Here is a 22342-nt window from a genome sequence, read left to right as displayed (position 1 = left end):
GTCACTATTTAATCTATCTATAAGAGAAACGCAAATAGGCGTCTTTTTACATCACATATGGATGCATAAAAATGAGAGCTTTGTTAAAAATAGAGAAGCTTTTATTGAGCAAAGCCAACGCAATTTTTCTGTAATATGAGGCAATATTTCTCAAGATAGTTATCTTTTGTAATTATTTCTGATATATATTCTCATTTTTAATAAGTAAATATTCATACATATTAAATTATTATACATCAAATAATGAAAAATATTTTTTATTATTTATTGAAAATATGATTTTTTAGTAATTTTATCCTATTCCTTTTATTTCAAGCATTTGATTAATTATTTATTATTATTTATTTTGCACAAATTGCAGACAGTTATGTGAATATTGCCAAAAATTTTTTTCAAAGAGAATTATTTTTTACTAATACAGAGTAAATATAATTACTCAAAATATAAATAAGGCTGCGCTCTACAATATTGACGAAAAATATGGAATAACTTTTATGAAAATTAAGAAAGAAAGTTGTTTTTCAGTATTTTGGGGATCATTTCATTTTTCATGACTCTCTTTTTATTTAATTTTAGGTAGTTTGTTGGAGCTCTAGTATTGCTTATAATGTTTTTGTAAATCTGATAGATTTACTTATTTTATGCGTTTGTTTTGTTAGGTTTGAAAGTCAATATTTTGTGTTCTTTATGCTGTATGAGATAAAGGGGGCTGAATTACCTCTTTGAAGATGCTATGCGATATTTTTTTCTTTATATATCAGTAAAATTTGAGAATCATTTTATTAATGTCTTTTCCATTTTAAAATAGAGATCTTAATTGCTTTTTTACATTTTTATACCTATTTTATAGAAAATGAGTACACTATTTTAAGGTTGTTTTATTAGGATAGATTTGTTTTAGATCAAGTTTTTATTCGCTACCAATTTTATTTTTCAATATTACTGATAAGTGATATAATAAAAATCCATTAAGTACTATTTCATTTTTATTTTTATTGAAATAATAGACAATCATATATCATTATATTGGCAGTTTTAAATTTTATAGTTCTTTAAAATTAATTACATTTTAAATTATTTATAAAAGCTCTATTATATAATTTTTTAAATTAATTTGTTTCGTAATATTTCTTATAATAAGAAATTTAACAAATTATTATTATTTTTAATTATATCAATAAAAATGACAAAATAATATTACTGTTAGTATCTTGATTTATTATGGTGTAAAAGTAATAAATTATTTTTTATCATTTATTGTTTTTTATCTTTACATGTAATACACAATGTGTTATATTATAATAACAAAATTACATATAATATTTTATTATGTGAAATTATATAAATGATTAAATATAATTTTTGGTTTTTATATATGTGAATATTCTTTCATTTTTTTCAGTGAAGAAAAAGAGGAGTAAAGAAAGCTATGTTTAAAATATTTAAAAATCGTGTATGTTCATTTACTTTTACACTATTTATGCTTTTTTTTGTACAAACTATAGAGGGAAATGCAAGTTTTGTAAAAAATAAAGTTCAAGAGAGAATAGCAATTACTATTCCTACACTAGAAAAAAATGTAGCTATTAAAGCTGTGGATAGAGCTGTTATTCAAGGCGTTGAGGAACAAGATGGCATTGCTTTGGGGAAAGTTGAAAAAGCTGCTGCTTTTTCAGGTGCAGCCTTTTGGGGGGGAATAGGTATTTTATCACTTCTTGCTTCTTTAAGTATTGGGGATGTATTAGGTACTGTTGTATCTCTTTGGGGAATATTTAGTACACTTTAGTAGGAAGCTCATCGACAGAGTCGAGGATTTTTTTGTTCACTTCATTATTTTGAAAAAATAAATATTTTGACTTATTTATACTGTATTGGATAAAAATCACTATTCTTAATACTAAATATGGCTTTTATTAACATTATTAAAGTTCAAGGTCCTGCATTTATGGTTTTTTACAAAATAATGTAACCTGATTTTTTACAGTTTATGTTTATTCCCTAGTAATAAGGCTAGTATACTCATTATCTTTATCAGCTTTTTAATATTGTCTATCTTCTCTCATATGAAGATTATTCATCAAAGGCATATTTTATCCTTTTTAAATTTTTTTATTTTTTATAAGAGGATAAAATAAAAATATCTCTGTATTCATGGCTCTTATGCAATAAGAAAAATGAGAAATTATTATTTATCATTCAAATTTGTTTATGTTAAATACATCAAAAGTATTTTTTATGTATAACAAGTTGTGTTCGTGTATGGACAAAATTATTAAAAAAAAGAGTAAAAATTCTTCTTATGAATTATCTCTAAGGTTCAAGGACTGTTGTAGTATTGGCAAATAAATGATGGTGCTGGTTTGTATCTTTATAGAGTAAAGATAGTAATACACAATGAATCTTATGCCATCTCATGGAGTGGTTTATACTGTCGCATTTACGGGACATATTGTGAGAGGGAAGTGGTAATGTGCATCGTTGGAAAATGCTTTTATTAAAACATAAACCTGTATTTGCGATAGAAGTGTATTCTGGGTTATTCTGTTGCCTAAGGGAAGGATACTGTTAAGTAAGGTAATTCAGGAGTATTTATAGCTTAGCGGAAGAAGGGCTATGAAGTAAAAGGTCTTGTTTAGCACGAAGACGCGCAATCCATTGATCTTCACGAATAGCAGTATTATGTATTGTAATGAGTTCGTTTTTTTTAATTGCAGCTGTTACTGTTGCTTTTTCTAGAAGACCACAAGGAATGGCGTGGTGAGCGCGTGCTTCTGCGATGTTCATTATCCAAGCACGATAAGTATAAAGACCGATAAAGTCTAGCGGATCACCTGGATGTAAATCTTTTTTAGCAACAGCACAGACTTCTACTACGGGATGGCTAAGAGGGACCATATCTTTTTTGCCATAAAGCATAATACGTGCGCAGGTGAGGGGAACTTCCATTGCTGTTAAATGATAGGGGCGATGAAAGGTGAAGTAAGGTCCCTGGCCAATTTTTAAATCTTCCATACGTTCGCGTAAACGTGGGTGTGCTATTTCGGCAATGACAAAGACACCTGGTGAAACACCTTGACCTATTGAATAATCTACAACACCATATTGCTGTAAAATGCCCCCATCTTGTTTTGGAATAAGCACTTTGTTTAAATCTTGTAGCGCTGCTCGTGGTCCATGCATTCCTGGGCAATCGGGGAGAAGTCCGGTGGCATTGGCAATGGCTGCCATTTCAACCATCGTTTTGGAACCATCAATAAATTCAACCAACATACGCACATTCATATTACGCCGGAATGCTTCTTCTTCGTAAGCATCAGGTGTAGCATCAAAGCGCAGAGGATTATTTTTTCCTTTACCCGCTGCAACAATCTTATGTCCAAGGGCTGAAACAAATTCTATGAGTTCCATACAAGAAGTAGGTTCATCGCCGGCACCAAGTGTATAAATGAGCCCTCGTTTTTCTGCTTCATGTTTGAGATAAGCGCCAATTGTAACATCTGCTTCAACATTCATCATGACAAGATGTTTGTTATTCTCAAGCGCTTTGATACCAATCTCTGCTCCTGCTTCGGGATAGCCTGTTGCATCAACGATAATATCAATTTGTTCATGGCGCAAAACAAGGTTAATATCATCTGTTGCTGCAATCAAACCCTTTTCAATGCTTTGGGTGAGAGCATAAGTATTTTCAACTTCACAGACATGTCCATCTTCGCCATAGGCTAGTGTAGCGGCATCAAAAATACGTGACAGTGTCCTCGTGGCTACAGCAGCGACTGTTATACCATCCATATGCGCAATACTTGATAATAAATCTGTGCCCATTTCACCACAACCAATCAGTCCAATACGGATGGGGGGATGGTTTTCTGCACGTTGTTTCAAATCATGCGCTAAACCTGTTAGGTTCACATTGCTTGCCATTCTTTTTTCCTATTTGAAAACTATTCTGCTAAAGAACTTTTCTCATTCATAAGGTGCATTTGTTTTTAAGACAATTAATCTTTTATTCTTGATGCTCTAATCAATGGATTTTATAAAAGCAAGAGGGGTGGTTTCTTTTATCAAATAAAATAGGAATAGCGTTATGCAGCAAAAAATAACAGTACAAGATGTCACCAGTTTTATTGGGAAAGAAGTGGGATTATCGGAGTGGCGTCTTGTTACACAGGATATGATTAATCAGTTTGCATGTGCTACAGATGATCATCAATGGATACACGTTGATGAGGAAAAGGCTAAAAAAACACCTTTTGGCGGCACGATTGCTCATGGTTTTTTAACATTATCGCTTTTGTCTACGCTCGCTTATGAAGCTCTTCCAGAGTTGGAAGGGAGCACAATGGGGATTAATTATGGTTTCGATAAAGTACGCTTCATGAGTCCTGTGAAAACAGGGGTACGGATACGTGCGCATTTTGTGTTAGACGACGCAGAAATTCGCCCTTCTGGTCGAGTGGTTTTCCATTATGGGGTTACGGTGGAAATTGAAAAGTTAAAAAAACCAGCTCTTACAGCTCAATGGCTTATTGTTGCTGTTGTGGAAGAAAAACCTTCCAATATCTAGATTATTTGAGTGCTTTATTTTATAAAATTTTTATACAATTCTATTAGAAGTTTCTTCAATGATGATATTGAGAATAATCTATAGGATGATAGATATGGTGGAGCTATCATAGCGTTGATAGCCATAGCAGGTTGCTATCTTTCCTAGATCGTTTTGAAGAGGAGTTTCCTAATGAAGATAGTGCATTGCTTCACGCTTTTGTTTATAGCGTTCTTTAATGGGATCATACCCATCACGTAAAACAGAACGCTTCAAATGGAATATACTTGCGTTGCCAATTCACGGGCTTATTTTAAAGCAACATCTCTCAACGCTCGTCACACCCATTTCGCAATGGCGCCTGTGAATAGTATAACGATAAAGCCATTGAGCACCCCTATCTTTATGCTTGTGAAGAAGAAAGCCGACACCATCATATTATATGCTAGCCGCCAATGTTAAGACAGGTCTTGGCGCTTGAGATAATTCATAAGAGGCATGCCTTTCTTTCTTGTATAGTTTTACTCACACGTCTCTTCCCGCTTTTAACGTGCAAGCGAGAGGTTTTGGTTGATTCTATATGGAACAAATTGGGAATGAGAGGATCTTACGGTATTCAGAGTTCTCATTCAATATGAATAACGCCATATTATCATTATAAATTCAATGTGTTATCTAAGGTTGGGAAAGGTCGTGACCAATGTCTTAATTTAAAGAGAGTCTCACATACTGTGAGATCTCTTATTTTATCCCCTTTTATATTAAAGCCATTAAAACTATTTTCTTTCATGTTACAAACGGATGGGGAGAGATAAAAACTGTTTAAGAAAAAAGTTTCTAATCTCTTATGAGCGTTTTCGATAGGCAAGGGTTGGTGCACTTGGAAAGTGGCAAAGAGGATGATGGTATTGGCATGTGAAATTCTAAATCTTTTAATGTTTTGTTTTATCAAGTTTTTGTACGATTTTATCAGAAGTCCATTGGGTTGTAATATTGAGCACGATCAAAAGGATGATGACGATGGTCATGATGAAGGTATTGTAGCGTTGGTAGCCATAGCGGATTGCCATATCCCCTAAACCGCCTCCACCAAGATATCCAGCAAGTGAGGTGGCTCCTATAAGAGAAATGACCATGACTGTAAAACCTGTAATCAGGCTAGGGAGAGCTTCAGGAATAAGAACATGTCTGATAATTTGAAGACGACTTGCACCCATCGAGCGGATCGCTTCAATGAGACCGTTTTCAACGGTTTTAAAAGAGAGTTCCGCCATGCGTGCATAAAAAGGGATAGCTGAAATGGTCAGTATAAAAATTACAGCAGGCATTCCTATCCCTCTTCCTACAACGATACGCGTAACGGGAAGAAGATAAAATGCAAGAATGATAAAGGGAATGGCACGAATACTGTCAATGATTATGCTTAAAGGGCGATTGATGAGAGATGAGGAAAAAATCCCTCCGCGTGCTGTTGTGTGAAGAAGAAGACCAAGGGGAAGCCCTATAATAAATGCCATAACAGAAGCACTAAGTGTCATCAATATTGTATCAATAACAGCTTGGGGAAGTTCATGAGACAGAACATTAAACATAGCCTAAGACCTCACAATATCGTCCTTTTTTCGTTAACCATTGAACAGCTTTTTCTAAAGCTTCTTTATCTTCTCCAGGAAGAGCCAAGAAGAGTCTCCCGATGGTTTCATCTTGAACTGTATCAATGCCACCATGCAAAATACGTGCTTTTAAACCACTCTCATTTTCTAGAAGATGAAGAAAAGGCTGCTGGGCAATTTCACCGGCAATATTAATTTCAATGACAGCTTCTCGTCCAATTGGTTTGAGATTTTTCGCAAATTTTTCAGGAAGTTGCGGGGTTACAAGCTTGAGCATAGCTATGGTTGTATCGTCTTGCGGTGATGTAAAGATGTCTTTCACACGTCCTTCTTCTACAATGTTTCCCTGATTAAGAACAACAACGCGATGCGCTATGGTGCGTACAACTTCCATTTCATGGGTGATGAGCACAATCGTGAGATTGAGGTGTTTATTAATATCAGCAAGGAGCTCTAGAATAGATTGTGTTGTTTCAGGGTCAAGAGCAGAGGTGGCTTCATCTGATAACAATATTTTAGGATTAGCAGCAAGAGCGCGTGCAATGCCAACGCGTTGTTTTTGCCCTCCTGACAATTGTGCCGGATAGCAATATTCTTTCCCAGATAACCCAACCAATTCAATCAGTTCAAGGGCACGTTTGTGGCGTTGTTTTTTACTTACACCACTTAATTTAAGCGGCAATGCAATGTTATCAAGAATATTCTGCGATGAGAGAAGATTGAAATGTTGAAAAATCATCCCAATTCGTTGACGGTAAGGCGCCCATTCTATCTCTGATAGATTGGAAATATCAGCACCTTCAAAAAAAATGGACCCTGCATCAATCTTCTCTAACCCATTTAAACAGCGAATAAGTGTTGATTTTCCTGCTCCACTGCGCCCAATAATGCCAAGGATTTCACCAGCATGGATATTTAAAGAGAGATTATTAATTACCGGAACGCCAGCCGTTTTGTTAAAACAACGGCTGATGTTTTTTAAGGAGATAAGAGTAGGTTTTTCCATTCACAATTACTCGGATACTTGGCACAGTTACTCAGATATTTGGCACAATTACCAAGATGTTTGGGCGGTATTGCCAAAAATCTCTTTGATTTTTGCACGGATAAGATCGTTGTTGTAAGCGGCAACTAATTTTTTAACCCATGGCTCATCTTTTTCGCTCGTGCGTACAACGATGATATTATCATAAGGATTATTTTTTGCACTTTCCCATGCGACGACATCTTTTTCGAAGTTTAATCCGGAAACAATAGCCCAGTTTGTGTTTATAATTGCAAGATCAAAATCGTCAATAGCTCGCCCTAACATACCAGCATCGAGCTCACGAATTTGCAGGTTTTTAGGATTTTCGATAATATCAAGTGGAGATGCAAGAATATTATGAGGATCTTTTAACTTAATGAGACCTAAAGAATTGAGAAGAAGTAAGGCTCTTCCACCATTAGATGGGTCGTTCGGAATACCAACATGTGCACCATCACGAAGATCTTTTAAGTCTTTGACTTTATGCGAATAAACACCGATTGGAGCAATAAATGTATAGCCGACAATTGAAAGTTTATAGCCACGTTGTTTCATTTGTTCATTAAGATAAGGGGCGTGCTGAAAAGCATTCGCATCGATCTCTCCTGCGTTAACAGCGTCATTAGGCAAAGCGTAATCAGAAAAATAAACGAGTTCGATATCTAAACCGGCTTGTTTAGCCTGTTCAGCAGCAGTTTTCCAAATAATCGCATCCCGCCCTTCCATAATACCAAGTTTGATTTTTGATTTGTCTGCGGCCATGGAAAAAGCAGTAGACAAAAAAAGTGCAAAGAGAGAGAGGAATAATCCTATAATCCGACTACGAGAAAAATTTTTTAATGTCATATGCTTTTAACTTTCTTTTTCGAGAAATTTTTTGAGGGAAGTTTCAATATACTCTGTATCTTTTTAGGCAGATTTAAAGTTATACAAGCTTTAGAGAATATTCAATCACTTTTATTTTTTAAAGAGTATTATTTTTCCTTCTATTTTAGTTGTTTTGGGGGCTGATCATCATTTGTTCATAGAAATTCTCTGAAATTCAAATAATTAATTCTTTTATTGCAATCATTTGTTGAGGGAACCAATGCCCCTTTAAAAACTTCTGTAAGGGACAATTGGTTGAAGAACCGGACAATCAGATGATGCTTTAGCCGTAAATTCATGAAGAACATACTGCGCAATCAAGATCAAAAGGCCGTGTTCGTGTAGGCGATAAAGAGAGATTTTGTTGCAATGTTGTGGGGTTTTGGGGGGGAATAAAGGTTGCTGATCATTGGATTTAAATGCGGCAAATTTTTGCAAAGGCGAATTTTTGTCCTTCATATGTTTTAAGAGAGGAAGAAAAATAATGTTAAGAAAGAAATTTTTATCAACAATGATGACTTTATGGGCTTTAGGAGCGTCAGGGGTGGCTGTGACTGCTTTTCACGCGGAAGCTGGAACCATTACAGGAACAGTTGCTCGTGTTGCATCAGGTCAGGTATCTTTACGCACAGGTCCTGCGACAGCTTATAAAGTTATCGCAATGGTTCCAATGGGAGCAAAAGTGCAAATTTATGGCTGCCTATCCAATAAAACTTGGTGTTCTCTTAGTTATCATGGAAAAGTTGGTTGGGCATCTGCACGTTACGTCAATGTTAACGATGTTCCTACCATTGCTTTTAAAAAGATGCCAGCAAAATCAAAATCCATGGTAAAATCGCCAAAAGAAAAAGTAAAACAGGCTGTTTCCGACTTTAAAGCTCTTCCGGCGATTCAAAAAACACGGAAAAATATGCAAAAACTATACAGAACAGATATGATTATCGATTCTACAGGTGTTAAAAAAAGGGATGAACGAACAATTTTAAATCCGTCGCAAAAAGCACAAGGCGTTTCTGTAAAGCACGTGAGTGCTTATAATCCCTCCTTTCCTGATAATGTCAATTACAAAAATTTTGAACGTAATGAAACGCGTTACCGTGTCGTGACCTATCCTGCTCGATAAGGGTAAAGTTAATTTCATAACCGGAATGACAAATAGGATCAGCAGCATGAAGCAAACAATGCTTATGCTGCTGATCCTATTGTACCGTAAAATGTCATTAAGGCGGCAATGCTTAACTTAAGGTGGCGAGGCATTCAAGGATATTCAGAGTCAAATTTGACAATACCTTGGATTACAGTTCTTTAGGATGGTGATATGAACCTTCAGCTGGGGAAGGTTATACTGAAGAGAAGCCGGACTTTTGACAGGACCGGCTAGGGGCTCTTTGTCCTTCGGACAGGGCGTTAATTTGCGGACTTAGGCTTTATCAAATTACGAGAAATGAGCAATTCAGCAATTTGAACAGCATTCAATGCTGCTCCTTTTCTTAAATTATCGGCGACAACCCAGAAAGCTAAACCATTTTCAACGGTGATATCTTCACGAACACGGCTAATAAAGGTATCATCTTCTCCGGTACCTTCATAAGGTGTGGTATAACCACCATCTTCGTGTTTATCGATAAGCTGACAGCCTGGTGCATCGCGGAAGAGCGCTTGTGCTTCAGATGCGCTTAGTGGTTTTTCAAATTCAACATGGACGGCTTCGGCATGACCGATAAAGACAGGGACCCGAACAGCAGTGGCTGTTAATTTAATTTTCGGATCGAGAATTTTCTTCGTCTCAACCGTCATTTTCCATTCTTCTTTTGTATAACCATCTTCCATGAAAACATCGATATGAGGAATGACATTAAAGGCAATGCGTTTAGTGAATTTTTTTGATGTAATTGGGTCTGCAACAAAAACTGCACGTGATTGTTCGAAAAGTTCGTCCATTCCTTCTTTACCAGCTCCAGAAACAGACTGATATGTAGAGACAACAACACGTTTAATGATTGCAGCATCATGGAGAGGTTTTAAAGCTAAGACCAGTTGAATTGTTGAACAATTAGGATTTGCTATAATATTACGCTTAGAAAAGGCATTTATAGCTTCGCCATTGACTTCAGGGACTATCAACGGAACATTGGCATCATAGCGCCACGTGGAGGAATTATCGATGACGACACAGCCGGCAGCAGCAATTTTAGGGGCGTATTCTTTGGAAATGCTCCCTCCCGCAGACATAAGACAAAAATCTGTGTCAGAAAAATCGTAAGTATCCAGTGCTTTTACTTTTAAAGTTTTATCTCCATAAGAAACTTCTTGTCCTAATGAGCGTCGTGATGCTAGAGGGACAATTTCATGCGCAGGAAAACCACGTTCTTCTAAAATTGTAAGCATTTCACGACCAACATTTCCGGTTGCGCCGACAATTGCAACTTTATAACTCATTTTCTATATACTCCTCATGTCTCTCCACGTTTATTCCCCGTGCTATACTCAGGAGAGAGTGAGTTGGTCAAGGAACATCATTAAATTATATTTTTGATTTTCAACAACTCAATTTTGTGCACACCAATCATCATTGTTAGCACAATAAATTGTTTTATTTCAAATAATACGTCTCTTTTAATCTTTCAGAATTGAAAAAATTGAATATTTTACGCTAAGCTATTATCTCTTTAGAAAACACTTTAATTAAGTGAATTTCTTATCTTCTGTCAATTGTTTACCTTCTCACTTTTGAATTTTTTAAGGATGGTATTACGTATCGCGTTGGTGGAATCTTTTAATACTTTATCTGTTAATTGTTGAATTATTTAATTTTCTCCCTATACCTTTAAAAGCGAAGCTTCCTATTACAGTCTGTAAACAGCTAGATTCTAGCGGCTTCCCATTTTTCACTTAAACTAAAGGCTCAACAAGCAGGCCTAAAAATATTTAAAAAGATATTGGGCATCTAAAAAACATTTGAATGTTTCAAGGAGGTATGCGTGCTTCATATCCTCATGCCTTAAATGATAGAATTTATGGCACAACAGGATAAACTTAAGTATCCATATATAGATAAATTCTTATGAAAGTTATATATATTTTTTTCGTGTCTATTTTTTACTTTATATTTCTTATTTTTACTTTAATCCTGTTATGCTATAAAATATCATTATTTGGAGTATGGTAGTATAAGATCTTTGATTTTTCTCGATATATTTAAGTGTTTTTTTAGTGCGTTGGAATATTCTTAGGCTTGTTTGGAGAGCCTTTTGTTTAAGTGACTCATATGAGTGGAAAGTTGTTGAACACTCACATATTTATGTTTAATAAAAGAGCAAGTTAGCACCTCATACATTTTTTAGCACCCAATGTCGTTACAGCTCTTGGTTTGTGAGACGATTCAATAAGAGGTATGCCTTTTTGTACATTTTTACTCACACGCCAACTTTGCTTGTAATGTGCAAACAAGTGATTTTGATTGATTCAATATAGAACACGTTTGAAATGAAAGAATTTTACGATATTCGAAACACTTATTCAATATCAATAACGTTAGATTATGATTATAAATCAATGCACTATTTCTAAGTTAAACTCGTTAGAATTCGGATTATTTACAAATCAGATTAGATTAAGCATTTTCATTCTCATGAAGTGTGGGGAGACAGTCACAATTCTTGTCAAGATTATTAAGGACTTTGATTATCCTTGCAATGAACTTATGAAAATAAGGGGTTATTTTTTTCATCAGAAATCAACTGCAAAATTGCTCTTTGTTTTTTGCGGGTCAGTATTCTGAAATTTTTTAAAAGTAAATATTCTGCTTTGCTTGCTATTCTGTCATCACAATGATAGAGGTTCTCTTCTTTTTTTGCGCCATCAGAATAAAAGAAGGAAACGGGAACATCTAATATATGAGCAATTTCCTGTAAACGTCTTGCACTTACGCGATTTAAGCCTTTTTCATACTTTTGGATTTGTTGGAATGTTACGCCTAAATGACTTCCTAATTGTTTTTGAGAAAACCCCATGACGTTTCTTCTAAAGCGAATTTTTTTGCCTAAAGAAATATCGTAAAAATGTAGATTTTTAGTTTGCACTTTGTTTCCCCTCCGGTTGCGAGCGCCCTCGCATTAGTATCCGGGGTCTGGAAGTGCTGACTCAAAACAGCCTCTTGCTTTTAGTGCTGAGAGCACTTGGACATAACAAGAGCCCCCGGAAAATCCGGGATATCCGCAAAAAGCGGTTTTATTTCTAGTTTGAGTTTTTCGGGCTTCCAGACCCTATTGATCGTCGCGTATACGACCAAAAACGCAAGTTTCATTCATAAGGGAATTATTTTCAATCGTCAATCGAAATTCAAATTGCTTATTCCAAGCAAATAAAGCGTATTTTTTAGTCTATAGAGTTTATAGAAATATCTTTAAAGTGTGGATATCCAGTCTGTACTTACTACTCCCACCGCTACTCCCACCGGTCGCAAGCGCCCTCGCATTGGCATTCCGGGGGCTGGAAGTGCTGAAACCGATTCAGCCTCTTGCTTTTAGTGCTTAAAGTACTTGGACATAACAAGAATCTCCGGAACTCAGAGATGTCTGCAAAGCGGGTTCATTTTTCGTGTTTGAGTTTTTCGGGCATCTAGGACCTATTGATCGTTGCGTATATAACCAAAACACAAGTTTCATTCATAAGGAAATTATTTTCAATCGTCAATTGAAATTCAAATTGCTTATTCCAAGCAAATAAAGCGTATTTTTTAGCCTATAAAGCTTATAGGAATGTCATAAAAACATAAATGTCCAGTTGTACTTATGTTCCCCTCCTGATTTAGTGTAAGTGCTTTTATATTGTACTTTCGCGATAGATCAACAAATTGATTTGTTATGATAAATCATTCTTTTTAACTAAAAATACAAAGCGGAATATCTTAAAACCTCTCATCACAAATCTTTTCATGTTGGATTAATTAAAATCGCTTGCTTGTACATCATAAGCGGGTGGGCCGTGTGGGTAAAAACAAGGGCTGTTTGAATCCTTTTTTCAGATATTTGTGTTGTGCAAGCGAATGTTTTTTATTGCTTCAGAATGAATAGACTGAAACGAGAAAAGCTGTGCTATTTGGGGCTTTGATTGCAAGGGGTAAAGCGATATAAATATCTTTTAAATCAGTGTATTTCTCTATTGTAAAATGCCTTTTCTCAGAATACGTGAATATTGAGAGACCATATGGATATAGAGGTTTGATAACAGTGGGCTTGTAGAAGGAAATTGCATGAGGATTTTTTATTTTTTATGCGTTATTTCTTCATTGTTTTGCAAAGGGCGCGCTTCTGAGGCAAGCATAATGGGAACGCCATCACGAATAGGATAGGCAAGTTTGGCTTTGAGAGAAATGAGCTCTTGTGTTTTTCGGTTGAAAGAGAGCGTGCCTTTCGTCATTGGGCAGACGAGCAATTCGAGCATTTTGGGATCTGTGGTCATTTTTTTCATGTTTGGACATTCATTAGTTTAAGCGGTAATCTGTTCCTGTTTGTTTCATGAGCGAGCGTTCTGTTAATGCAAGAAGAGTTTGGGCACGGCTTTCGATATCTGGAGCTTCAAGGAGAGCTTGTTTTTCTGCTGGTGTAAAGGGGATAAGAGCTGAAAAAGCATTAACCAATATAGGTGTAGGGGCTTCTATGATGCTGCTCCAATTATATTCCATTTCATGTATGGTTAGATATTTTTCTACAACGTCGAGTAAGTTCTCTCGGTTAATGCTTTCTTCAATATCAAATTCTTGCAAGTCTTTTATGTTTGATTGGATGAGAGCTGTTCGATAGGATTTTGTGTTTTTCAATTCTTGTTCTAAAGTGAAGCGGCAAACACCTTGTAAGATAATGAACAGTTGTCCATTTCCTGTTTCACTGTAGTTTGTAATGCGCCCTATACAGCCTGTTTTATAAAGTTGTGTAGAGAAGCGATCTGTATCCGATGAAAGTGGTTGAATAATGCCCAATAGACGATCAGTTACCATAACATTTTCAATCATTTCAAGTGATTCTGGTTCAAAAATATTGAGTGATAAAAAACCACCGGGTAGTAAGAGTGCACCTTCTAAAGGAAAAAGAGCAATTTGTTTTGGAAGATCATTTTCGCAATTGTAAGAGATATTACCAGCTTTCATGAGTATTTTGTCACCTTTGTTCGGTAGTTTTAGTCTGTAAATAGTCGCTATTTATGACACTATTGAGAAAGCAGAAAACCTACTTCTTGTGCATTAAAATCATACTTATAAAATATTTGAAGTCCTTATTCTCAAAAAGAATATGAAACCCTATTTTTAAGGTTGAACTGCGCGCGAAAGAATATTGCTTTGCGATCTTTTTAGTGTGTGACGTTTTGTATGATTTTCAAGAGGTATTTTTGTTTATAGCTTTTGATTTTTGTCTTAAATTTCCTAAAATGTGTTCCTTGCAATTTTTGTAAGGTTCAAAAGGATAATATTATAAATCTTTTGAAGCAGCTTATGCAAGTTTTAAAATGAGAACATTTTCATCACTTTACTAATGACAGTGTGATAAAGATAGGCTATAGGTTTAAATATGCTGGAAAGAGCGTTATCGTTTCTTTCATTCTTTTGCGGGAGAGTGCAGATTGCAAATTTTCGCATTGCCGCCGAAGGGGAAATAGCCCATAATCTCTCAGGCTTTAAGGACCGTAAAAGGAAGAAGGCAGATCTGGAAAGTCGGGAAAACCCGCGCCGAAGGTGTAAGCGAAAGATCTTTTCGCGAGTCTCTCAGGTTGATGACAGAGGGGGCAGAGACGACCATATTCTATGGGCGTTAGCGCAGCTTTGGAGTTATTATGGGCACAGCACAAGAAACATCTTTTTTAAAAACACTTCCTTTATATGATTTGCATGAAAAAGCAGGAGCAAAATTTGGTTCTTTTGCGGGTTGGAACATGCCTTTAACTTATCCTCTTGGCGTTTTAAAAGAGCATCTTCATACGCGTGCACATGCAGGACTTTTTGATATTTCTCATATGAAATTGATTGCGGTTGAAGGGGCACAAGCTGTGGAATTTTTGTCCTATGCTTTTCCCATTGATGCAGCAGCTTTAAAGATTGGGCATTCACGGTATAATTATTTGCTTAATGAGCAGGCTGGTATTCTTGATGATCTTATTATTACCCGTTTGGAAGAGGGTCGTTTTATGTTGGTCGCCAATGCTGGGAATGCACAGGCTGATTTTTTAGAATTGGAAAAGCGTGCGGTTGATTTTGAATGTCAAGTGATTGCCCTTGAAAGGGTATTGCTTGCGCTTCAAGGTCCTGAAGCGGCAGCCGTTCTTGCTGATGCCGATTTACCAGGGAATGAATTGTTCTTTATGCAAGGATTCGAACCACAACAGGATTGGTTTATAACGCGTTCTGGTTATACGGGAGAGGATGGTTTTGAAATTGCTTTGCCTATAGGGCATGCGCATATGTTGGCTGAAAAATTGCTGAGTGATTCTCGTGTTGAGTGGATTGGACTTGCAGCACGCGATAGCTTGCGGTTGGAAGCGGGGCTGTGTTTGCATGGAAATGATATTACCCCTGATACGACACCTATTGATGCGGCTCTAACATGGGCTGTTCCTAAAAATGTTCGAGAAAAAGCACAATTTTATGGTGCAAAGGCTTTTCTTGAAGCACTGCAAAAAGGACCGGCTCGTTGTCGTGTTGGATTAAAACCGCAAACGCGCCAACCTATTCGTGCCGGTGCGCTGCTTCTTGATGATCAAGGTAATGAGATTGGCATTGTAACATCAGGTGGTTTTGGTCCTTCTTTTGATGGTCCTGTCGCGATGGGTTACGTTCCTGTTGATTTTAAAGTTGAAGGGACACAAGTCTTTACAGAACTGCGAGGCAAAAAGATTGTATTATCAGTTCATTCTCTTCCCTTTGTTGAACAACGTTATTTTAAAGGATGATTTTTTATGTCTAAAACTTATTTTACACATGACCATGAATGGCTTAGCGTTGAAGGGCAAGTGGTGATTGTTGGGGTTACGCATTATGCGCAAGAGCAATTAGGGGATTTGGTTTTTGTTGATTTACCACAAAGTGGAACAAAACTTTCCAAAGGAGAGGCGGCGGCTGTTGTAGAATCAGTGAAGGCGGCTTCAGATGTTTATGCTCCTCTTGATGGTGAAGTGGTCGAAATAAATGAAGCCTTGGCTGATAATCCTGAATTGGTAAATCAGAAAGCCGAAACAGAAGGCTGGTTATGGAAAATGACATTGCAGGATGAGACACAACTGGAGGGGTTGTTAGATAAAGATGCTTATAAGGCTTTGATTGGATGAGTACTATGATCGAGCGTTCTTTTTCTTCTCGACATATTGGGCTGCGTCCTGATGAAACACAAAAAATGCTTGATGTTTTAGAGCTTGATTGTGTTGATACACTCATTTCTCAAGCTGTTCCACACTCTATCCATTTGGGACGTTCATTGAATCTTCCAGAGGCTGCTAGTGAAGGACAAGCCTTGGAAGAACTCTCCAAGATGATGGAGCGTAACCATGTGCACAAAAGTTTTATTGGGCAAGGATATCATGGAACTTATGTGCCTCCGGTTATTTTACGAAATCTGTTTGAAAATCCTGCTTGGTATACTGCTTATACGCCTTATCAAGCAGAAATTAGCCAGGGTCGTTTAGAGCTTTTATTTTATTTTCAGACATTGGTTAGTGAACTAACAGGTTTGCCTGTTTCTGCTGCTTCCCTTCTTGATGAAGCAACTGCTTTAGCTGAAGCCAATGCCCTTGCTTTTCGCTTTTTCCGTGAGAAAAAAACAAAAATTTCTCTTCAGAGTCTTTTACACCCTCAGACTTTGAGTGTTGCGCAAACGCGTGCTGAAACACAAGGGATTCAGATTAGCCAAAATGGCGAAATTGATTCTGATACAGCGGCAATTGTTTTATCTTGGCCAGATACAAAAGGTTCTTTTCATGATTACAGTGAGATCATAAAAGAGGCAAAGGAAAAGGGAGCTTTAGTTATCGTTGTAGCTGATCCTTTAGCGCTTACCCTTCAGGAGCCACCTTCTCAATGGGGGGCAGATATCGTTGTTGGCTCTATGCAGCGTTATGGCGTTCCGATGGGATTTGGTGGTCCACATGCTGGTTACCTTGCCGTGAGTGATGCGTTAACGCGTCTTATTCCAGGGCGTATTGTTGGTCAATCCGTGGATACCAAAGGACGCGTTGGTTTTCGTTTAGCTTTGCAAACACGTGAACAACATATTCGGCGCGATAAAGCGACGTCAAATATTTGTACAGCGCAGGCTTTGTTGGCTAATATGGCAACCGCTTATGCTGTTTGGCATGGGCCAAAAGGCTTACAAGAAATTGCGCAGCGAATTCATCATTTAACATGTCGTTTTGTTGCTGGTTTAGAAGCAGCAGGAGTTCATGTTGAAGGGAAAAGCTTTTTTGATTGTGTGAGTATTTCTGTTAAGGGAAAAGCGCGAGAAATTGCGCATCAAGCCAAAATAGGTGGGCGCCTTATTCGTGTTCTCGATGATGACACTATTGCAATCAATTTTGATGAATTATCGACAGAAGAAGATGCTGGTGCTTTAGCGCAGCTTTTTGGGGCAAAATTAGGCGATCAGGTTTCTCCACGACTCTTTGGAAAAAAACGGGATGCTGCTTTTCTTTCTCAGCCTTTTTTTCATGCGGTTCATTCAGAGACAGATATGATGCGCTTTTTGCGTCGTTTGGCGGATAAGGATTTGGCGCTGGATCGCGCTATGATCCCTCTTGGTTCTTGTACAATGAAGCTTAATGCCGCGGCTGAATTAATGCCTGTAAGTTGGGCTAGCATGGCCAATATACACCCCTTTGTTTCACAAGAGGATGCAGCGGGTTATTTGGAGATGATAAACCAGTTAAATGCGTGGTTGTGCGAAATTACAGGATTTGCGCAAGTTTCTTTTCAGCCAAATTCTGGTGCTCAAGGTGAATATGCTGGGCTTTTGGCTATCCGACGATATTACCAATCACGGAGAGAACATCAACGTACAGTTTGTCTTATTCCTGCATCTGCGCATGGTACCAATCCAGCCTCGGCCCATATGGCAGGGATGGAAGTCGTTGTGGTAAAATGTTTAAGCGATGGTGATGTTGATGTAGACGATCTCAAGATGAAAGCGCAATTGCATAAAGATAAATTGGCCGCTCTCATGATTACTTATCCTTCAACCCATGGTGTTTATGAAGAAAGTATTAAGGAAATTTGTTCTATTATTCATGAAAATGGCGGACAAGTTTATTTTGATGGTGCTAATCTCAATGCCCTTGTTGGTCTTGCTCGTCCTGCGGATATTGGCGCTGATGTTTGTCATATGAATCTTCATAAAACATTTGCTATTCCTCATGGTGGTGGTGGTCCTGGTATGGGACCAATTGGAGTTGCAGCGCATCTCAAACCATTCTTACCAGGTCATGAACAAGATGGGACAACACATGCGGTTTCGGCTGCTCCTTATGGAAGTGCGTCTATTCTTGCGATTACATGGATGTATATTCGAATGATGGGGGCTGATGGCTTAAAATATGCAACACAAATAGCCATTTTAAATGCCAATTATATTGCTGCACGTCTTTCAGCTGCTTATTCCATTCTTTATCGGGGCAAGCATGGACGTGTTGCGCACGAATGTATTGTGGATACACGCGTGTTGAAAGAGCAGTATGGGGTGAGTGTTGATGATATTGCAAAACGTCTCATTGATTATGGATTCCATGCGCCCACGATGTCGTTTCCTGTTCCGGGAACTTTGATGATTGAGCCAACGGAATCGGAACCAAAAGCAGAGATTGATCGTTTTTGTGATGCTTTACTCTCTATTGCTGAAGAAGCTAAGAAAGTTGGTAGCGGGGTTTGGCCAAAAGACAATAATCCATTGGTGAATGCCCCTCATACAGTGGCAGATACTTTAGATGATGCTTGGGCACGACCCTATTCGCGACAAGAAGCTGCTTTTCCCAACAGTTTTCTTGATCCAGCCAATAAATATTGGCCTCCTGTATCGCGTATTGATAATGTTGCGGGAGACAGAATGCTCATTTGTTCGTGCCCGCCATTGGGAAATACCTATTAAATAACAAATATGTATTTAATTTGTTTATTTGCATAAACAAAAAAGCCCACACATTTTGTGTGGGTTTTATGCTTGTTGATCATGTTACTATGGAATTATTTGTCTATTTTCTAGAATTTTGCATTGTTTTTTTATAACATGAGCAAAATCAAAAAAGTCGACAAAAAGCTGTGTTTTGTCGGCAATAGGCATGCTCTCCTTTGCCTTCTACCGTATGGCATGGTTTTAGTGACTAGGCGGCATCGGTCTCGCCAGCTAGTTCACGTAAACGAGAGCGAAACCTACGGGGGATAGGGTCACGTCTGTTGCATGTGTTGTGATATATTCCTTCTCACTAGGGTGACGACGACCGGTTGTAGAAGAATAAAATCAATTTTAGTGTTTTTGATGATAAAGACACGCGAAACTCTGTTGTTGCATCTTTTCGAGTCAAGAATTGTCTAAATATTTCTCTTTAATCTGCTTTTTGTAAATATGACGCAAAAATATGTAAAAACACCTGTTAGAATGAGCAAACGCAAAGCCAAATGTATTATGGGTGTTTTTTACAAGGTGTCTTATAAAAAGCCGGCACATCTTTCCACTTCATTGCAAGTCAGTTTGTAACTTTACAGCGCTGTTTTTCTAAGAGCTCGTGTGCTTTAGCTGTTGCCTGTAAATCAACATCCAAACTTAACGCAGCCACATGTTTTGAGTCAGAGATTGAGAAAAAAAGAGCTTTATGAGTAGTTCCAGCTTTTGTCTGTCAGATGAGGGCGAGGGGATTGCGTATTTCTGTTGACGTAACCTTTGAAACTGGAAGACAATCTCATTTTGGGAAAATGTAAAGCCGTAAAGGTAAAACTCAATCCTCAGTTTGTCATCTCCTTTTAATTCAGCTTTGCGGCTTTCAAAAGCATTTAAAGCAATGTTTTTTTAATAATGGGGATTGCACATTGCTCCACACTTTTATTTATTGTGTTTTTTAATGGGGGCACGACCCTCATGTAAAACAGAACGCTCCAAAAAGAATATACTTGGGTTGTTAATTCACATGTTTGTTTTAAAGAGATATTTCGCTCCTAATCCCATTTCGCGACGGCGCTTGTGAATGGTGTAAGGGTAAATCTATTGATCCCCCAATCTTTACGCTTCATAACGGAGTAAGCCGGCACTATCCATACACTTTGCCAGCGCCTAATGTTATAGCTCTTGGCACTATGGTTCATAAGAGGCATTATTCTTTTCTTAAATCATTTTTATCTACACATAGTCCAGCTTGTGGTATGCAAGCGAATGATTTTAATTGGGAAATTAATTTTAAAAACTTTGTAGTAGATTCTTTTTTGTCAATTTATGGGGAAAGGCTAAGTTTTTGTATTTTAGATGAAAGCTACTTCCATAAAACAGTCCATTAACTTGTCTGTTTTGAGATTTCTGTGAATGTACGGTATCTATGACCATTCTATGTGGTTGATTGTTGTAAAATCTTTTGTAAAAGCCCCTCAATTTTCTAAAATGATGATTTTTATCAATTTATTTCTTTATGGCTAAAGAGTTTTTATGTGTAAATGTATTTATAGCGGGAGCCAAGAGATGTTAGAATTTCATTGGGGAGGGTATCGGCATCTATAGATACTTTTTCAAGTGTTTGATGGCGACCAATGAGCTCTACCCAGTCACCAGTTTGAGGTTTTTGTTCAAGATCGGTCGTATCTACAATAATGGAATCCATAGAAACCCGCCCAACCATGGGAAGTTTGTGCCCGTTGAAATAAACAGTTCCTTTATTCGAAAGAGCACGGAGCCAGCCGTCTGCGTAGCCTATAGAAATGGTTGCAAGAGTGCTTGGTCTGTTGGTTATAAAGCTTTCTGCATAACCAACAGGTGCTCCTATATCAACAACGCGGCTTTGAATGACTTGGGCTTCAAGTTTTAAAACAGGTTTCAGAGGTGATGGGTGTTTTCCCCGCGGATCAACTCCGTAAAGTGCAATGCCTGGACGAACAAGATCAAAATAAAAATCTGATCCTAGAAAGATACCTCCAGAATTGGCAAAGGAAACTTTGCAAGCAGGCAATTGCGCAAGGATAGTTTTGAAAGAAGTCAATTGGGCATAATTTGATGGGTGGGTATCATCTTCTCCGTTAGAAAGATGACTAAGAATATATTTTATTTCTGCTTTTTCGAAAATTGTAGGGTGTTTGATGAGTTTTTGTAACTCTTTTTGATCCAGTCCTAATCGGTTCATATGGGTATCGATTTGAACAATTGCTGGAAATTTTTTATCTTTTTTTTGACAAATTTTTTGCCAATTTTCAATGGCATTCCAAGAGTTTAGAACAGGAACAATACCAGATTGTGCGACAAACTCTTCTGCTAAGTGTGGAAGTCCATTCAGAAGGGCAATCGTGACATTTGATGGTAAAATGCTTTTTAATTGGAGTGCTTCTCTGATTTGTGCGACAAAAAAAGTGCGACAACCAGCTTGATAAAGGGCAGGAGCAATTTTGTGAGCTCCTAATCCATAGGCATTTGCTTTTACAACTGCTGAACATTGTGTTGGAGCTACACGTTTGGCTAAAGTGATATAATTGGCAACAATGGCACTGACATCGATGGTTGCTACAGCTGTATAGAGTGATGTATTTATTTCATCATTAACGGATTTGTTCATTTTAAAAGCTTATCTGTGTTCGTGAAATACGGAGTTTTTTTGGTTGTTTCATTGAGGTTCTTTACGATATAGGGGAAAGACACTATTTGCTATGGTCAAAATCATAAGAAGCCTATGCTGCCATTAAAGTCATTTTTTATGTAAAATGGTACTCTGGATATAAGAGATAGTTTAGTTTTATTTGTGTTGTTATCAACATGGTATCTTCTAATGATTTGTAAAACATAGACTTTTTTACTTATTTGCCCTCGTTTAGGCATATAAAAAAATAAACATAATTTATTGTATTGTATCATTTTGAAGAGTGCAATGTTAGACTATTATTGCTGGTGTGATTGTTTTGATTAAATATTGCATTGGCTTCTTATTTAGAGAAGGTAAAATGATTAAATTAACCACGTTAAATCAATGCATTACAAGTTTTCTACCATGAGAGGGAAGATCACTCATCTGTGCAATTTTGGATGTTGTCTCATGCACTTAAAATTATTTTTATTGAATAGAAAACAGTGTAAA

At 37.2% G+C, this 22342-nt stretch carries 15 protein-coding genes, 1 pseudogene and 1 riboswitch; of the genes and pseudogenes, 6 read left to right on the top strand and 10 right to left on the bottom strand.

Annotated features, from left to right (window positions below; genetic code table 11):
- Window positions 1-1429 precede the first annotated feature (1429 nt).
- On the top strand, window positions 1430-1786 hold the full coding sequence (locus ACFIL7_RS05100) for a hypothetical protein (protein WP_375683419.1): 357 nt from the start codon (window positions 1430-1432) through the stop codon (window positions 1784-1786).
- 803 nt (window positions 1787-2589) lie between these two features.
- On the opposite strand, the gene ACFIL7_RS05095 is transcribed toward ACFIL7_RS05100, so the two are convergent.
- Window positions 2590-3924 carry an NAD(P)H-dependent oxidoreductase gene (locus tag ACFIL7_RS05095; RefSeq protein ID WP_375661862.1) on the bottom strand — a complete coding sequence of 445 codons (1335 nt, stop codon included), beginning with the start codon at window positions 3922-3924 and terminating at the stop codon, window positions 2590-2592.
- A gap of 163 nt (window positions 3925-4087) precedes the next feature.
- Here ACFIL7_RS05095 and ACFIL7_RS05090 point away from each other — a divergent pair, with 163 nt between their 5' ends.
- Complete coding sequence (locus ACFIL7_RS05090; RefSeq protein WP_375640770.1) at window positions 4088-4567, top strand: MaoC family dehydratase; 480 nt, start codon at window positions 4088-4090, stop codon at window positions 4565-4567.
- A gap of 171 nt (window positions 4568-4738) precedes the next feature.
- On the opposite strand, the pseudogene ACFIL7_RS05085 reads toward ACFIL7_RS05090, so the two are convergent.
- The 4 genes and pseudogenes from ACFIL7_RS05085 to ACFIL7_RS05070 all read right to left on the bottom strand — a co-directional run.
- Window positions 4739-4915: pseudogene (locus ACFIL7_RS05085) on the bottom strand (integrase); the annotation flags it as partial.
- Between the two features lie 563 nt (window positions 4916-5478).
- Window positions 5479-6138 carry a methionine ABC transporter permease gene (locus ACFIL7_RS05080; RefSeq protein ID WP_375643374.1) on the bottom strand — a complete coding sequence of 220 codons (660 nt, stop codon included), beginning with the start codon at window positions 6136-6138 and terminating at the stop codon, window positions 5479-5481.
- Entirely contained in the window at window positions 6131-7165 is a 1035-nt protein-coding gene (locus ACFIL7_RS05075; protein ID WP_375661863.1) for a methionine ABC transporter ATP-binding protein, read from the bottom strand. Before ACFIL7_RS05075 ends, ACFIL7_RS05080 begins: the two co-directional genes overlap by 8 nt.
- Before the next feature lie 48 nt (window positions 7166-7213).
- Window positions 7214-8032, bottom strand: a complete 819-nt coding sequence (locus tag ACFIL7_RS05070) for a MetQ/NlpA family ABC transporter substrate-binding protein (RefSeq protein WP_375661864.1) — start codon at window positions 8030-8032, stop codon at window positions 7214-7216.
- 505 nt (window positions 8033-8537) lie between these two features.
- Here ACFIL7_RS05070 and ACFIL7_RS05065 point away from each other — a divergent pair.
- Entirely contained in the window at window positions 8538-9176 is a 639-nt protein-coding gene (locus ACFIL7_RS05065) for an SH3 domain-containing protein (RefSeq protein ID WP_375636988.1), read from the top strand.
- Window positions 9177-9460: 284 nt separating this feature from the next.
- Here the strand turns inward: ACFIL7_RS05065 and ACFIL7_RS05060 are convergent, their stop codons facing one another.
- The 4 genes from ACFIL7_RS05060 to ACFIL7_RS05045 all read right to left on the bottom strand — a co-directional run bounded on the left by ACFIL7_RS05060 (window position 9461) and on the right by ACFIL7_RS05045 (window position 14201).
- Window positions 9461-10492, bottom strand: coding sequence for an aspartate-semialdehyde dehydrogenase (locus tag ACFIL7_RS05060; RefSeq protein WP_375618537.1), 1032 nt, complete (start codon window positions 10490-10492; stop codon window positions 9461-9463).
- Window positions 10493-11754: 1262 nt separating this feature from the next.
- On the bottom strand, window positions 11755-12135 hold the full coding sequence (locus ACFIL7_RS05055; RefSeq protein WP_375683418.1) for a helix-turn-helix domain-containing protein: 381 nt from the start codon (window positions 12133-12135) through the stop codon (window positions 11755-11757).
- A gap of 1183 nt (window positions 12136-13318) precedes the next feature.
- Window positions 13319-13525, bottom strand: a complete 207-nt coding sequence (locus ACFIL7_RS05050) for a Trm112 family protein (RefSeq protein WP_273791466.1) — start codon at window positions 13523-13525, stop codon at window positions 13319-13321.
- A gap of 13 nt (window positions 13526-13538) precedes the next feature.
- Complete coding sequence (locus ACFIL7_RS05045) at window positions 13539-14201, bottom strand: LON peptidase substrate-binding domain-containing protein (protein ID WP_375610818.1); 663 nt, start codon at window positions 14199-14201, stop codon at window positions 13539-13541.
- Window positions 14202-14647: 446 nt separating this feature from the next.
- Window positions 14648-14745, top strand: a riboswitch (glycine riboswitch).
- Window positions 14746-14881: 136 nt separating this feature from the next.
- Here ACFIL7_RS05045 and gcvT point away from each other — a divergent pair.
- The 3 genes from gcvT to gcvP are packed head-to-tail and all read left to right on the top strand — an operon-like array spanning window position 14882 to window position 19170.
- Window positions 14882-15994: a glycine cleavage system aminomethyltransferase GcvT gene (gcvT, locus tag ACFIL7_RS05040; RefSeq protein ID WP_375633819.1), complete on the top strand. Its 1113-nt coding sequence runs from the start codon at window positions 14882-14884 to the stop codon at window positions 15992-15994.
- 6 nt (window positions 15995-16000) lie between these two features.
- Window positions 16001-16369 (top strand): glycine cleavage system protein GcvH, encoded by a 369-nt coding sequence (gcvH, locus tag ACFIL7_RS05035; protein WP_375633818.1) that lies wholly within the window; start codon window positions 16001-16003, stop codon window positions 16367-16369.
- 5 nt (window positions 16370-16374) lie between these two features.
- The gene (gene gcvP / locus ACFIL7_RS05030) at window positions 16375-19170 is read left to right on the top strand and encodes an aminomethyl-transferring glycine dehydrogenase (protein WP_375634792.1); all 2796 of its coding nucleotides are present in this window, start codon (window positions 16375-16377) and stop codon (window positions 19168-19170) included.
- Window positions 19171-20710: 1540 nt separating this feature from the next.
- Here the strand turns inward: gcvP and alr are convergent.
- On the bottom strand, window positions 20711-21826 hold the full coding sequence (alr, locus tag ACFIL7_RS05025; protein ID WP_375633817.1) for an alanine racemase: 1116 nt from the start codon (window positions 21824-21826) through the stop codon (window positions 20711-20713).
- Window positions 21827-22342: the final 516 nt, after the last annotated feature.

The sequence above is a fragment of the Bartonella sp. AP3QHHD genome (assembly GCF_042195765.1).
GTDB lineage: Bacteria > Pseudomonadota > Alphaproteobacteria > Rhizobiales > Rhizobiaceae > Bartonella.
Note: the sequence above shows the minus strand (reverse complement) of the source record. Positions and strands in the feature narration are given on the sequence as shown.